This window comes from Mesorhizobium sp. M6A.T.Cr.TU.017.01.1.1, assembly GCF_004023115.1.
Lineage (GTDB): Bacteria > Pseudomonadota > Alphaproteobacteria > Rhizobiales > Rhizobiaceae > Mesorhizobium > Mesorhizobium mediterraneum.
In genome coordinates, this window is sequence record NZ_RZTA01000141.1 from 1 (window position 1) to 14030 (window position 14030).

The following is a 14030-nucleotide window of genomic DNA, read 5'->3' on the forward strand; positions in this document are numbered from 1 at the left end:
GTTCATAGAGCCGAGCACGTTTTCCAGTTCCACGCCGGCAGCGGCGCAAATCTCCACCAACCGGTCGAGCTTGCAGTTGCGCTCGTGGAAAATTCGCTTCACCGTCGGCTCGGAAACGCCCATGCGCTCGGCAAGCACGCGATAGGTGACGCCCTTCGCCTTGAGCGTCCGCTTCAGCGCCTCGAAGATCAGGCTGTTCATGGGATGCACCTCTTTTGGGTGGTTTCGTATCGATCTTCGATACTAGCTGCAATCGTTCTTCCCGAAAAGTATCAAGAACCCTAGTTCTCCGCCATCACTACAGGAGAACCAGCCATGAAAACCCTGATCACCTCGACACTTCTCGCCATCATCGGCATCGCCATCGTGCCTGCCGCTCGGGCCGGTGAAATCTGGCGCGCCACTGGCCTCGAACAGCCGGAAACGGCGTTCTTCGACGCTGCCGGCAAGCGCATCATCGTCTCCAATATCGTCGGCAATCCCGGCGAAGCTGACGGCAACGGCTATCTGTCAATCCTGTCCCTGGACGGCAAGATGGTTGCTCAGCATTGGACCGACGGCATGGACGCGCCGAAGGGCATGGCCATATCCGCCGGCAAGCTATATGTCGCTGACATCACGAAAATCCGCGTCGTCAATCTCGAAAACGGCAAGCTCGTGTCGACCATCGATGTGCCGAATACCGTCTTTCTCAACGACATGACCACCGACGCTTCCGGCAAAATCTACGTCACCGACATGCTGGCCGACGCGATCTACCGCCTCGACGACGGCGGGCAGGAACTGTTCGTCAGGGATGCGGCACTTGCGTCGCCAAATGGTATCTTCGCCGATGGTGGCCGGCTGATCGTCGCGTCCTGGGGCAAGGGCATCAAGCCGGATTTCAGCACCGCGGAACCGGGCGGCCTGCTTTCGGTCGATCTCGCCACCAGGACAGTTTCACACCTGCCCGGCGCGCAAAAATTTGCCAACCTCGACGGTGTCATTGTCGTCGGCGACAGCGTCTACGCCACCGCCTACATGGCCGGCAGGCTCTACCGTTACAAGGCCGGCGGCAAGCCTGAGGCAGTCGCGACTTTCAAGCCGGGCAGCGCCGACATCGGCACCGACGGCAAGTCGACCATCTATGTGCCGCAGATGAACGAGGGCGAAGTCGCGGCGCTCTCCCTCGACTGAGCTTCCCCAGCGATTGACCGCCGACCGGCTATTCCGGTCGGCGGTTACTCCGCCTCCGTCTTCCTTGCCAGTTGCGCCCGCGCGTCCCTGATCGAGGCGGCGAATGTCACCAGCGGCCGCTTGACACCGTGCTTGATCAGCATGCGCCGTGTCTGCTGCGAAGCGCCTGCTATTATGAAACGGACGCCGGCGCGCCTCGCCTTGTGGGCGGCACCCTCAATGACGTTGGCGGCCGTCGAATCGAAGAACGGCACCGCCGAGCAATCGAGGATGAAGTTCTTGCGCTGGTCGGCGATGCGGTCCAGCACCGTGCCGACGGTCGAAGCGGCGCCGAAGAAGAATGCGCCAGAGATCCGGTAGACGACGGTATCGGCGTCGCTCGCCTCGCTGGAATCATAGGCGCCGCCACCGTTGCTGCCGTCAGCGACATCGTCCTGCACCAGCGGCAGGTCGGTCTCCACGGCGATGCTCTTGGCCATACGGTCGATGAACAGGATCGAGCCCAGCGCGAAGCCGACGATGATGCCTTCGGTAAGATCGCGGAACACGACGATCAGGAAGGTCGCCATCAGCACCAGTGCGTCGCCGCGTGAGGCGCGCAGCAGGGTGGCAAAAGCCTGTTTTTCGAACATGTTCCAGCACACCACCGCCAGCACGCCGGCAAGAGCTGCGAGTGGGATGTAGCTGGCCAGCGGCGCCGCCACCAGCATGAAGACAAGCAGGAACAGCGATTGCAACATGCCCGAAACCGGCCCATGCGCGCCGGACCGCACGTTGGTCGCGGTGCGGGCAATGGTGCCTGTGGCGCAGATGCCGCCGAACAGGGCGGAGGCGATGTTGGCGAACCCTTGCGCCACCAGTTCGCAATTGGAGCGGTGCCGACGTCCCGTCATGCCGTCGGCGACCACGGCCGACAGCAGCGATTCGATGGCGCCGAGCAGCGCGAAGGCAACGGCGTCCGGCAGCACCGCGATCGCCTTGTCGAGGCTGAGCGCCGGCAGCGCCGGAAAAGGCAGGCTGCGCGGAATGCCGCCATAGCGCGTGCCGATCGTTTCCGCCGGCAGCGCCAGCAGCGCCACGACCAGCGAGGCGAGCCCGACGGCGATCAGCATGCCCGGCCAGCCGGGGCGCCACCGCTTCAGCCCGACAATGGTGGCGATGGTCAGCACCGCCACCAGCGTCGCCGATATGTTGAGCGTGCCGGCGGCCTCACCGATCGCCACGAGCTTCGGCAGCAGTGGCCCGGGCTCGTTGCCGGCGAGCTTCAGCCCGAACAGTTCGACGATCTGTCCGGAAAAGATGATGATGGCGATGCCCGCGGTGAAGCCGACGGTCACCGGGTAGGGGATGAATTTGATATAGGTGCCGAGTCTGAGATAGCCGATGGCGAGCAGGAAAACGCCGGACATCATCGTCGCCAGAAGCAGCCCATCGATGCCTTCGCGCTGGACCGTCGCCGCCACCAGCACGATGAAGGCGCCGGCTGGACCGCCTATCTGGAAGCGACTGCCGCCGAGCGCCGAGACGATGAAACCGCCGACGATGGCGGTGAACAGGCCGCGCTCCGGCGTCACGCCGGAAGCAATCGCGATCGCCATCGACAGCGGCAGCGCCACGATGGCCACGGTCAATCCGGCGATCGCATCGGCCTTGAAATGCCCAAGCGTATAGCCCTCGCGCAGCACCGTCACCAGCTTCGGTGTGAACAGTTCGGAAAATGCCGGCTTTGCCGGACTTTGGGCCGGTTGATGAATTGCCCGCCGGGTTCGATCCATGGACTACCTTCCGCTCCTGATGCATGTCGCCCAAAAATGCTGAGCGGTTTTGGGGCATGCATAAAACCAAGAAGGCGGCGGGATCGTCGGCAGGACTGTCGGCGGTCGCCGTCGCGACTTTGTCGGCTCAGCCCGGCGGGTTCCGCGGCACGACCGGCTTGAGGCGCACGCCCCTGCCACCGCGCTCGCTGGCCTGGTTCTCGCCGATCAGTTCCACGCCGGCCCCATCGAGGGCCTGGATGACCTTCATCAGCGTATCGACCACGCCCCTGACCACGCCGTCGCTCGCTTCCATGCGCTGAATGGTTGGAAGTGAAACCCCGGCGCGCTCGGCGAGCGTCTTCTGATCGATGCCGGCCAGCGCCCTTGCGGCGCGCATCTGCGCGGCAGTGATCATCGGCTAAAAACCCCCGTCTGAGTCTGCATTCCCATGCATAATACTATCATTTTGATGGTTCAAGCATCATGATGCATATGTCAGACATGCACGCACCAAGATCGGTTGTGTCCTGCAGAGCTTGCGTGCCAGCTAGGACAGTAGGCCCTCGGGCGCCGCAAATTCGAGGAGAATTAGCCGCAGCGTCGTTCTGACGGCCGGTTCAGCCGCCGTCGGTGTGCCCGCGCCATCGCTGTAGCGTCCGTGCGGCCAGCCAGCACAGCATCGCCCAGGCGAAGCCGGCACACCAGCCGGCCAGCACGTCGGACGGCCAATGAACACCGAGATAGACGCGGCTGATGCCGACCAGCAGGGTCGTCAGCACCGCAAGTGCCAACACATAGATCTTGGTCGTTCGCCCAGGCAGGAAGCGCGACGCCATGCTGCCCAGCGTCAAATATGTCACCGCCGACAGCATCGCATGGCCGCTCGGAAACGAAAGCGTCGCCACGTCGGCGAGATGCGAGACCAGATCGGGGCGCGGCCGGTCGATTCCGAGCTTCAGCGTGCTCGACAGGGCCTGCCCGCCCGCCACTGCCACGAAAACGAGAAACGCTGGTCCCGGTCTGTGGATCAGCAGCAGATAAACGATCACCGCAGCAGTGGTCAGCACGAGCACGCTGGCGCTGCCGAGGCTGGTGAGGTCGCGCATCGCTCCTTCCAGCCATGGCGGTCCGATCGGATTGTCAGGCTGGCCCGCTTCACGGAAAGCGAGCAGGATTTCCGTATCGAAGGCGTGCGGCGTGGTGTCTCGCGCCACCTCCATCAGCTCCTCGAACCCCCACAATCCGCCGGCGATGACCAGTCCGGCCAGCAGCACCGGGAATTCGATCCAGTTGAGCAACTTGTTTGCGGTATTCTTCATCGACCCTCGCAATTACAATTTTTGCAGATAGGGTCCGAGCGTTATCAGCGCCACAGCTGCGACGGCGAGCACGATGCCAGTCGCCTGCAACGCATTGACGCGCTCGCCGAAGAAGACCAGGGCCACGACGTTCACCGACACCAGCTGGATCACCGCCGACAGGCTGAAAGACACCGACATGCCGAATTCACGGATCAGCCTCAGCATGATCAGATTGCCCAGCGAATAGAGCGCCAAGGTCAGAACGATCTTGCCGAGGCTCGGCGCCAGTCCCCATTGCTTCGCCGCCGTCGCCGCCAGCAGGAAGATCACTGTAGAAATGCCGAGCTGCCCCAGTCCCCAAAAACTCACTTTTTGTCCCTCTCGAAGCGGTGCTTCCGCGCCTGCAGCAGATCTTGTTTCCGAAGCATCGGTCGCGGTCAAGCGGGGCTGATCATGGACATGAAATCGGGGCTGGAAATTGGCCGGCAACGTCATCAAACTGTGATCTCCCGGCGATACGCGGTCAGTCAAGCAAGACGCTCCAGCCATCCCAAAGAAGCCAGAGGCAAGCCCCCCATGACTGAACATCGCTCGACTGAACATCGCTCGACCGAACATCGCTCCCCCGACGCCCAGTTCCGCACCAGTCTGCTCGAGGAAAACGATGGGCCAGGAACCAATCCCACTGACAACAAGACGATGGGCGAGATCATCGCCGCGCGTTTCTCGCGCCGCGGTTTTCTACAGGGATCGCTCGCGGCAACCGCCATCGCCGTCACCGTCAGCCCGCTCGCGCTGATCCTCGCCGACGATGCCCGCGCCGCCGGCGGCTCGGCCTTCACGTTCGACGAGGTCGAGGCAGGTGTCGACGACAAGCATCATGTCGCTCCGGGCTATGACGCCGACGTGCTGCTGCGCTGGGGCGATCCGCTGTTTGCCGATTCGCCGGAATTCGATCCGACTAAACAGTCGGCGCAGGCTCAGGAAAGACAGTTTGGCTACAACAACGACTATGTCGGCTACATCCCGCTCGACGGCTCGGCCGAGCATGGCCTGCTGGTGGTCAACCACGAATACACCAACCCGCATCTGATGTTCCCGGGCCTCGTCACCATCGTCGATGGTGAGGCCAAGCAGGCGCCGCTGAGCAAGGAACAGGTCGATGTCGAGATGGCCGCGCATGGCGGCACCATCGTCGAGATCCGCAAGGTATCAGGCAAATGGCAGGTGGTGCGCGACGGCAAGCTCAATCGCCGCATCACCTCCAACACCGAGATCGCGCTGTCCGGCCCCGTCGCGGGCCACGACCGCGTCAAGACCAATGCCGACCCGACCGGCACCAAGGTCATTGGCACCGTCAACAATTGCGCCGGCGGCGTCACGCCCTGGGGCACCTATGTCATGGCCGAGGAAAATATCCACGGCTATTTCTCGGGCGAACTGCCGGCCGGTCACGCGGAAGCGGCCAACTACAAGCGCCTGGGCATTCCCGAGGGCGCCTATGAGTGGGCGGCGCATTACGACCGTTTCGACCTCGGCAAGGAGCCGAACGAGGCCAACCGCTTCGGCTGGATCGTCGAGGTCGACGTCAACGATCCGACTTCGACGCCGAAGAAGCGCACCGCCATGGGCCGCTTCAAGCATGAAGGTGCTGAATCGATCGTCGCCAAGGATGGCCGTGTCGTCTTCTATCTCGGCGACGACGAGCGTTTCGACTATGTCTATAAATTCGTCACCACAGGCAAATTCAACGCCGAGGACCGTGCCGCCAACCTGGATCTTCTCGACGACGGCACGCTCCATGTCGCCAAATTCGCCGAGGACGGGTCGGTCGAATGGCTGCCAGTCGTCTTTGGCCAGGGTCCGCTAACCGCCGAGAACGGCTTTGCCAGCCAGGCCGACGTGCTGATCGAGACCCGCCGTGCCGCCGACCTGCTCGGCGCCACCAAGATGGACCGCCCCGAGGATATCCAACCCAATGCCGCCAATGGCAAGGTCTATGTCATGCTGACCAACAATTCGAAACGCAAGGCCGACCAGGTCGACGCCGCCAACCCGCGCGCCGAAAACGCCTTCGGCCACATCATCGAGATCGTCGAGGACGGCGGCGATTTCACTGCTGCCAAGGGCAAGTGGGAAGTGCTGTTGAAATGCGGCGACCCCGCCGTGGCCGAAGTCGGCGCCACCTTCTCGACCGCAACGACCGCCAATGGCTGGTTCGGCATGCCGGACAATTGCGCGATCGATGCGGCCGGCCGGCTCTGGGTTTCGACTGACGGCCAGGGCCCGAAGGCGACCGGCCGCACCGACGGCCTGTGGGCGGTCGACACCGAAGGCGAGGCGCGGGCGACATCAAAGCTGTTCTTCCGCGTGCCGATCGGCGCCGAAATGTGCGGCCCGCTATTCACGCCGGACGACCAGACCGCTTTCGTCGCCGTCCAGCATCCGGCCGATGGCGGCGAAGACTGGGAGCCTTTTGGCCGTCCCTCTTACTATGAGGACTTGTCGACCCGCTGGCCCGACTTCAAGCCCGACATGCCGGTGCGGCCGTCGGTCGTCGCCATCACCAAACAGGGCGGCGGCAAGATTGCGGTCTAGAGCAATTCCAGGAAAAGTGTGAAACGGTTTTCCGTCCGGAATTGCGCAAAAACAAAGAGATAGAGCGGTTCGGCGTTTCCGTGAAACGATGAGGCGCTCTAGAGCTCATCTCGCTCCAAGGTCCACGCTGACAAATCGTGAAGGAGGGGTTTCGGCGCGACCGAAGCCTCTCCTTTTTATGCCCAATTGCCAGTTTATGCCCGATTGATGGGCTTCCGTTCCGTTCTCGCTGCCACCAATTCATCGGTGCTCACCACGCCGGTTGCGCTCCAAAGGGGACATGCGCGATATGATCGACAATCAGACCGCCCAATGCGACTGATTCGAAGCCCGCGGGCTGGCGGGTATTCCCAATAGCGAAGCGCGGCACGCGGAACCTCGACCATGCCCTCCTTGCGCATTCATTTCGACCGCCTGCTCGAAGGCGCAGCGCCGAAGGTAGAGCGGCGGGAGCTGACGCATGTCGAGCGCCTGGCGCTGGTGCGCCGGCATGGCGATTTTTCGCTCGCCTATTCGACCGCCGTCCAGCGCAACCTTTCTTATTTCGGCGACGCTGACGGCTACATCGCCTTCGGCACCAAGATGAAGCACCATTTCGCGCTTGGCGACCCGGTGGCTCACCCGCCCGATCGGCCCGACTACATCAGGCGTTTCGTCGAGGCCGCCGGTAACCCGTGGTTCGTGCAGATCGGCGAACAGACGGCGCGCGTGCTCGCCGGGCTCGGATTCCAGGTCAATCGTCTCGGCGTGGATACGCGGCTGGTCCTGCCCGCCCATGATTTTTCCGGAAAGCGCAATGAAACCGTGCGCTATTCCGAGCGCTGGCTGTTGAAGAAGGGGTTTTCCTTTGCCGAGGACAAGCGGACCATCTTTCTCGACGAGATCCAGCGGCTATCGCAGAATTGGCGAGCGGACCGCATCGTCAAGCGATGGGAGATGGCCTTCCTCAACCGTCCCTTCAACGATCATCTCGGCGTCGACATGCGCCGCTTCGTCCTGCATGGCCCCAATGGCGAGCTCGTGGCCTTGCTCGACTTCGATCCCCTGTTCAGCGGCGGCGAGGTGATCGGCTACACCACCTCGTTCAAGCGCAAGCACGTCGATGCCACGCCGCATGCCGAGATCGGCCTGACCAAATTCGCGGTCGACCGCTTCCGCGAGCAAGGCATCTCCGTCGTCACGCTCGGCCTGTCGCCGCTTGTCGACATCGGACCCAGCGGATTTGCCGAAAGCGACTTCTGGCGCACCTCTTTCCAGCGCGCCTATGGTTCGCCATGGATCAATCGCCGCAAGTTCAACCTGCAGGGGCAGGCTGCTTTCAAACGCCGCTTCCACGGCATCGAGGAGCCGACCTACGTCGCCTTCCGCAAGGGGACCTTCGTCGGGATGCTGGGGCTGCTCCGCTTGGTCAAGTCCATTTGAAAGCGGCCATTTGACCGATTTGGCGGGGTCAGTTCCGCAGCCGGTAGCCGGTCCTGAAAATCCAAGCGACGATCGCAATGCAGATAAGCAGGAAAACGACGGTCATGCCGAGGCTGATGCCGATCGAGACGTCGGACTTGCCGTAGAAACTCCAGCGAAAGCCGCTGACCAGATAGAGGACAGGATTGAACAGCGTCACCGTGCGCCAGATGCCGGGCAGCATGTCGATTGAATAGAAGCTGCCGCCAAGGAAGGTCAGCGGCGTGATGATCAGCAGCGGCACCAGCTGCAGCTGCTCGAAGCTCCTCGCCCAGATGCCGATGATGAAACCGAACAGGCTGAACGTCACCGCCGTCAGCACCAGGAAGGCGAGCATCCAGAACGGATGCTCGATGGTCAGCGGCACGAACAGTGACGCGGTCGCCAGGATGATCAGGCCGAGTATGATCGACTTGGTCGCCGCACCCCCGACATAGGCAACGATGATCTCCAGATAGGACACCGGCGCCGACAGCAACTCGTAGATCGAGCCGACGAATTTCGGGAAATAGATGGCGAAGGAGGCGTTGGAGATCGACTGCGTCAGCAGCGACAGCATGATCAGTCCCGGCACGATGAAGGCGCCGTAGCTGATGCCGTCGATCTCGGTGATGCGCGAGCCAATGGCCGAGCCGAAGACGACGAAATAGAGCGATGTCGAGATGACCGGTGAGACGATGCTCTGCAGCACGGTCCGAAAGGCGCGCGCCATCTCCATCTTGTAGATCGCCCAGACTGCTCGCAGGTTCATGCGTCCTTCCTCACCAGATTGACGAAGATCTCCTCGAGCGAGCTGTTTTGCGTGTCGATATCGCGGAACTGGATGCCGGCCGTCTCAAGGTCGCGGAGCAGCGAGGCGACGCCCGGCCGTTCGCTCTGGTTGTCATAGGTATAAGTCAGTTGGTCACCGTTCGGCGAAAGCTCCAGCGCATAACGCGAAAACGTCTCGGGTATGGCGGCGAGCGGGCTGCGCAGCTCCAGCAACAGTCGTTTGCGGCCAAGCGTGCGCATCAGTTCGGCCTTGTCCTCGACCAGCACGATCTCGCCGCGATTGATGACGCCGACGCGGTCGGCCATCGCCTCGGCCTCCTCGATATAGTGCGTGGTCAGGATGATGGTTACGCCATCCTCGCGCAGCCGGCGCACCATCGCCCACATGTCCTGGCGCAGCTCGACGTCGACGCCGGCTGTCGGCTCGTCGAGGAACAGCACCCTCGGTTCGTGCGACAGCGCCTTGGCGATCATCAGCCGCCGCTTCATGCCGCCGGACAGGGTGATCGCCTTGGCGTCCTTCTTGTCCCACAACGACAGGTCGCGCAGCACCTTCTCGACGAAGGCGGGGTTGGCCGGCTTGCCGAACAGGCCGCGGCTGTAACTGACAGTCGCCCATACGCTCTCGAACGCGTCGATGGTCAGTTCCTGCGGCACCAGCCCGATCAGGCTGCGCGCAGCCCGATAATCCCGGCTGATATCGTGGCCGTCCACGGTGACCGTGCCCGACGAGCGGTTGACGATACCGCAGACGATCGAGATCAGCGTTGTCTTGCCGGCGCCGTTCGGCCCGAGCAGCGCAAAGATCTCACCGCGCTCGATATCGAGGTTGATTTCCTTCAGCGCCTTGAAACCGGTGGCGTAGGTCTTGGTGACCCCGGAAATGGAAATGATGGAGGGCATGGCTGAAAAACGGCTGCTTGAAAGAGGTCTGTTGATTTTAATCCGCTGAATGTCGGTGCGCGCAGCCGGAAGTCAATGGCACTCCTGACAGTTCTGGACATTGGCCTGCGAAGACGCATCCACCCCTGCCGCAGTCGTGCGGTCGCACGCCGGTCTGTTCACCAGGCGATACAAGGCAGAGCCGCACCGGTCGGCAATGCCGCCGCAGACGGAAGAGCGAGCCTTTTCCTGTCCGAAACGGATGAACGGCTCAACAAGTACAAGCTCGGATCCTTGCGGTCCAAACGGGTCGGAATGTTCACCGTGATGACCAACCAACTCACAGATCATCTAGTCCAGGATCAGGGATGAATAATCCCGTCCTGCGGCGTTCCGCCTCGCGTGACGCCACGCCGCTTTGACCGTTCGGCGCATCCGGCCTATCTTCTGCCACATAAGCAGCAGCCGGAACCCGCTATGGACCCGCTCATCCTTTCGCGCATTCAGTTCGGCGCGAATATCTCGTTCCATATCCTGTTTCCGGCTATCACCATTGCGCTTGGCTGGATGCTGCTGTTCTTCAAACTTCGCTATAACGCCACAGGCGATTCCGCCTGGATGCGCGCCTATTTCACCTGGGTGAAGGTGTTCGCGCTGTCCTTCGCCATGGGCGTGGTTTCGGGCGTCACCATGAGCTTTCAGTTCGGCACCAACTGGCCGGGTTACATGAAGACCGTCGGCAACATAGCCGGCCCGCTGCTCGCTTATGAGATCCTCACCGCTTTCTTCCTCGAGGCAGCGTTCCTCGGCATCATGCTGTTCGGCTTCCGCCGCGTCTCCAACCGCATCCACACAATGGCAACCGTGCTGGTGGCCGGCGGCACCACCCTGTCCGCCTTCTGGATCATAGCGCTCAATTCGTGGATGCAGACGCCGGTCGGCTTCGAGATGCGCGACGGGGTCGCCCACGCCGTCGACTGGTGGGCCATCGTCTTCAATCCGTCCATGCCCTACCGGCTCGTCCACATGCTGCTTGCCTCCGGCCTGACGGTTTCGTTCCTGATCGCCGGCCTGTCGGCGCTGCGCTATCTCTATGGCGACCGCTCGGAATCGATGTGGAAGGCATTGCGCACCGGTGTCTTCACTGCGGCGATCCTGATCCCCATCCAGATCTTCGCCGGCGACCAGCATGGCCTCAACACACTGGAGCATCAGCCGCAGAAGATCGCCGCCATGGAGGCCAACTGGAACACCGGTCCCAACGTGCCGCTGGTCCTTTTCGCGCTTCCCGACGAGGCGGCCAAGGAGAACAAATTCGAGCTGACCATCCCCGACGGGGCCAGCCTCATCCTCAGGCACAGCGCCAGTGGGGTCGTGCCGGGGCTGAACGACTATCCCGGCAATCATCCGCCGGTCTTCCCGGTGTTCTGGGGTTTCCGCATCATGGTCGGTACCGGCATTCTGATGCTTGTCGTCTCCTGGTCGGCGGCCTTCTTCCTCAAGCGTCGTCATAGCCTGCCGAAGCCGCTCGCCCTGGCGATGGTTCCGATGGCGTTGTCCGGCTGGCTGGCGACGCTGGCCGGCTGGTACACCACCGAGATCGGCCGCCAGCCCTGGCTGGTCACCGGCGTGCTGAAAACTGTCGATGCCGTCGGCCCGGTCGCCGGCAGCCATGTCGCACTGACGCTTGCGATATACCTCATCCTCTACGTGCTGCTTCTGATCGCCTATCTCGGCGTGCTGGTGCATCTGGCGCTGAAGGCAGCGAAGGACGGCGACGCCTCGCCGCTGCCCGGCGTTCTCGACGCGCCGCTGTCGCAGCCGGTTGCCCAACCAGGAGAACGGTGATGACCTTCGATTGGCCGACCCTGCTCCCTTTGATCTTCGCCGGCCTGATGGGCCTCGCCATCCTGATCTACGTCATCCTCGACGGCTTCGACCTCGGCATCGGCATCCTGTTCGCGGTGGCCGAGGATGCCGAGCAGGACACCATGATCGCCGCGATTGGCCCGTTCTGGGACGCCAACGAGACCTGGCTGGTGCTGGCCGTCGGTCTGCTGCTGGTTGCCTTCCCGCTGGCGCACGGGCTCATCCTCGGCGCGCTCTATATCCCGGTCTTCCTGCTTCTGGTCGGCCTGATCCTGCGCGGCGTCGCCTTCGATTTCCGCGCCAAGGTGCCGGCTGGCAGGAAGCACCGCTGGAACCGCATCTTCTTGCTCGGTTCCGTCATTGCCTCGCTGGCGCAGGGCTACATGCTGGGCGTCTATGTGCTCGGGCTCGATTTCGGCCTGGCGGGCATCGCCTTCGGCGCGCTGGTGGCGCTCTGCCTTGCCGCTGCCTATGCGGCGATGGGCGCGGCTTGGGTCATCTACAAAACGGAAGGCGACCTGCAGAAGAAGGCGGTGCTCTGGCTGCGCAGGGCGCTGGTGCTGACCGCGCTAGGCATGGTCGCCGTCTCGCTGGCCACGCCGCTCGCCAGCCCGCGTATCTTCGACAAATGGTTCGTCTGGCCCGCCATGCTCTATCTGTCGCCGCTGCCGATCCTGTCGGCGGTGCTGTTCGGGTGGCTGTGGTGGCAGACCTTCCATCTGCCGAAAGCGGACGATCGCCATGCGCTCATGCCGTTCCTGACGCTGGCCGCCATCTTCACGCTCGGCTTTGCCGGGCTCGCCTGGTCGTTCTATCCCTTCGTCGTGCCCGACAGGCTGACCATCTGGCAGGCGGCGTCGGCGCCCGAAAGCCTCGCCATCATCCTGGCCGGCACGGTCGTCGTGCTGCCGATCATCATCTTCTATTCGTTCTATGCCTATCGCGTCTTCGGCGGCAAGGCGACGGATCTGACCTACGATTGACCGGCAAGCGCCGCGATCCGGCGGTGTTCCATGACCCAGCGGAAATAGAATATTCATCTTCCGGGGCAATAACCCTTCTTCGACAGTCCGGCCCCTGCTGCGCGGGCGAGAAGAAGGACAATGCAATGAGCGGTGTCCCCGTCGCATCAGATCGAGTGGCCTTGGTCCTGATCCGCATGATCGCTCTGATCGCGGCGCTTGCCTTGGCCGGCCTGCTGCCGTTCCTGCAGCCGGCGCATGCCCAGGACACGGCCAACTGGACCGGTGCCAACTGGACCGGTGTTTGGGACACGAAATGGCGCGGCGGCGGCGCCGAGATCACGTTCGAGCAGACCGGCGCCGAGGTGAAGGGCGTCTACCCGCTCTATAATGGCCGCATCGAGGCAAAGGCCGAAGGCGAAAAGCTTGTCGGACGCTGGTTCGAGGGCAACCGCCAGGGCGCTTTCCTCTTCGTTCAGTCGCCCGACGGCGAGAGCTTCATGGGGCGCTTCGAAACCGCTACTGCCGAATGGTGGACAGGCGTGCGCGTCAGCGCCGTCGAGGAGATCCGTGTCGACCAGACCAGCCCGATGACGACCATGCGCTCGTTCCTGCAGGCGATGAACGAGAGCGGCGCCGACAATGTGCCGCGCGCAACCGGCGGCGGCATGGGCCTCGCCGCCCGAGCGGCCGGGTTGGTCGATGTCGCCGACGCCGACCGTGGCGGCCTCAACATGCCCGACTACACCAAGCTTCTGTTCAATGTCATCGACAATGCGACCTTCCGCCTCTGGAGCCTGCCGCATGACGCGATCGCGGGCGACGAGGTGAGCGCCAAGCTCCAGCAATATGGCACCAACGTCTCCTTCGACGTCACCTTCCGCCGCAGACAAGGCGAGTGGTTCATCGTCGGGCCGCCGCTCGGCCCGCTCCAGGCCAAGCTCGCCGAATTCCAGGCGGCCCGCGGCGAAGCCGTCGACATGGTCGACAGTCCGAGCAAGCTTGCCTCGCCGCGCGATGCGTTCAAGGTGCTGCTCAGCGGCGTCACCGAGGCCGGCGACCCGGCACAGGCGGCGCTTGATCTGCGCGATTACACTCCAGCCGTGCGCGCCGACGAGGCGGTCCTTCTCGAGCGCTATCTGAAGAAGGTCATCGATCGTATCGGCTATGTCTACTGGCAGGAAATTCCTGACGATCCCAAAAGCAACACGCCCTATGTCTATTTCGAGCATCCGTCCGGCAACATCGTCATC

General features: G+C 62.9%; 13 protein-coding genes. 6 read left to right on the forward strand and 7 right to left on the reverse strand.

The window, feature by feature from the left end; all coding sequences use genetic code 11:
• Positions 1–201 (reverse strand): helix-turn-helix transcriptional regulator (locus EOB36_RS29675; RefSeq protein ID WP_164897652.1); only part of this gene is annotated, 201 nt, incomplete at its 3' end.
• Positions 202–315: 114 nt separating this feature from the next.
• Here EOB36_RS29675 and EOB36_RS29680 point away from each other — a divergent pair.
• The gene (locus EOB36_RS29680) at positions 316–1176 is read left to right on the forward strand and encodes an ATP/GTP-binding protein (RefSeq protein ID WP_128286279.1); all 861 of its coding nucleotides are present in this window, start codon (positions 316–318) and stop codon (positions 1174–1176) included.
• Between the two features lie 44 nt (positions 1177–1220).
• Here the strand turns inward: EOB36_RS29680 and EOB36_RS29685 are convergent, their stop codons facing one another.
• The 4 genes from EOB36_RS29685 to EOB36_RS29700 all read right to left on the reverse strand — a co-directional run bounded on the left by EOB36_RS29685 (position 1221) and on the right by EOB36_RS29700 (position 4603).
• Positions 1221–2951, reverse strand: coding sequence for a SulP family inorganic anion transporter (locus tag EOB36_RS29685; RefSeq protein ID WP_128286280.1), 1731 nt, complete (start codon positions 2949–2951; stop codon positions 1221–1223).
• Between the two features lie 127 nt (positions 2952–3078).
• Positions 3079–3348 carry a helix-turn-helix transcriptional regulator gene (locus tag EOB36_RS29690; protein ID WP_095484696.1) on the reverse strand — a complete coding sequence of 90 codons (270 nt, stop codon included), beginning with the start codon at positions 3346–3348 and terminating at the stop codon, positions 3079–3081.
• Between the two features lie 202 nt (positions 3349–3550).
• Positions 3551–4252 carry a phosphatase PAP2 family protein gene (locus tag EOB36_RS29695; RefSeq protein ID WP_128286281.1) on the reverse strand — a complete coding sequence of 234 codons (702 nt, stop codon included), beginning with the start codon at positions 4250–4252 and terminating at the stop codon, positions 3551–3553.
• 12 nt (positions 4253–4264) lie between these two features.
• Positions 4265–4603: a hypothetical protein gene (locus EOB36_RS29700; RefSeq protein WP_095485095.1), complete on the reverse strand. Its 339-nt coding sequence runs from the start codon at positions 4601–4603 to the stop codon at positions 4265–4267.
• Between the two features lie 207 nt (positions 4604–4810).
• On the opposite strand from EOB36_RS29700, the gene EOB36_RS29705 reads away from it, so the two are divergent.
• Positions 4811–6832: a PhoX family phosphatase gene (locus tag EOB36_RS29705; RefSeq protein ID WP_127205161.1), complete on the forward strand. Its 2022-nt coding sequence runs from the start codon at positions 4811–4813 to the stop codon at positions 6830–6832.
• Between the two features lie 384 nt (positions 6833–7216).
• The gene (locus tag EOB36_RS29710; RefSeq protein ID WP_128286282.1) at positions 7217–8254 is read left to right on the forward strand and encodes a phosphatidylglycerol lysyltransferase domain-containing protein; all 1038 of its coding nucleotides are present in this window, start codon (positions 7217–7219) and stop codon (positions 8252–8254) included.
• A gap of 28 nt (positions 8255–8282) precedes the next feature.
• Here the strand turns inward: EOB36_RS29710 and EOB36_RS29715 are convergent, their stop codons facing one another.
• Entirely contained in the window at positions 8283–9044 is a 762-nt protein-coding gene (locus tag EOB36_RS29715; RefSeq protein ID WP_095484692.1) for an ABC transporter permease, read from the reverse strand.
• Entirely contained in the window at positions 9041–9967 is a 927-nt protein-coding gene (locus EOB36_RS29720; protein ID WP_095484691.1) for an ABC transporter ATP-binding protein, read from the reverse strand. The genes EOB36_RS29715 and EOB36_RS29720 overlap by 4 nt, the downstream gene beginning before the upstream one ends.
• Positions 9968–10423: 456 nt before the next feature.
• On the opposite strand from EOB36_RS29720, the gene EOB36_RS29725 reads away from it, so the two are divergent.
• The 3 genes from EOB36_RS29725 to EOB36_RS29735 all read left to right on the forward strand — a co-directional run.
• Positions 10424–11794: a cytochrome ubiquinol oxidase subunit I gene (locus tag EOB36_RS29725; RefSeq protein ID WP_095484690.1), complete on the forward strand. Its 1371-nt coding sequence runs from the start codon at positions 10424–10426 to the stop codon at positions 11792–11794.
• On the forward strand, positions 11794–12798 hold the full coding sequence (locus EOB36_RS29730) for a cytochrome d ubiquinol oxidase subunit II (RefSeq protein WP_126104183.1): 1005 nt from the start codon (positions 11794–11796) through the stop codon (positions 12796–12798). The genes EOB36_RS29725 and EOB36_RS29730 overlap by 1 nt, the downstream gene beginning before the upstream one ends.
• A 125-nt stretch (positions 12799–12923) precedes the next feature.
• Positions 12924–14030: hypothetical protein (locus EOB36_RS29735; protein ID WP_164897653.1), on the forward strand; the 1107-nt coding region annotated here is incomplete at its 3' end.

Coding starts and splice junctions, on each gene's coding strand:
- EOB36_RS29685 (WP_128286280.1), bottom strand. CDS start 2,951: ATGGATCGAACCCGGCGGGCAATTCATCAACCGGCCCAAAGTCCGGCA.
- EOB36_RS29725 (WP_095484690.1), top strand. CDS start 10,424: ATGGACCCGCTCATCCTTTCGCGCATTCAGTTCGGCGCGAATATCTCG.
- EOB36_RS29690 (WP_095484696.1), bottom strand. CDS start 3,348: ATGATCACTGCCGCGCAGATGCGCGCCGCAAGGGCGCTGGCCGGCATC.
- EOB36_RS29730 (WP_126104183.1), top strand. CDS start 11,794: ATGACCTTCGATTGGCCGACCCTGCTCCCTTTGATCTTCGCCGGCCTG.
- EOB36_RS29705 (WP_127205161.1), top strand. CDS start 4,811: ATGACTGAACATCGCTCGACTGAACATCGCTCGACCGAACATCGCTCC.
- EOB36_RS29680 (WP_128286279.1), top strand. CDS start 316: ATGAAAACCCTGATCACCTCGACACTTCTCGCCATCATCGGCATCGCC.
- EOB36_RS29695 (WP_128286281.1), bottom strand. CDS start 4,252: ATGAAGAATACCGCAAACAAGTTGCTCAACTGGATCGAATTCCCGGTG.
- EOB36_RS29710 (WP_128286282.1), top strand. CDS start 7,217: ATGCCCTCCTTGCGCATTCATTTCGACCGCCTGCTCGAAGGCGCAGCG.
- EOB36_RS29720 (WP_095484691.1), bottom strand. CDS start 9,967: ATGCCCTCCATCATTTCCATTTCCGGGGTCACCAAGACCTACGCCACC.
- EOB36_RS29715 (WP_095484692.1), bottom strand. CDS start 9,044: ATGAACCTGCGAGCAGTCTGGGCGATCTACAAGATGGAGATGGCGCGC.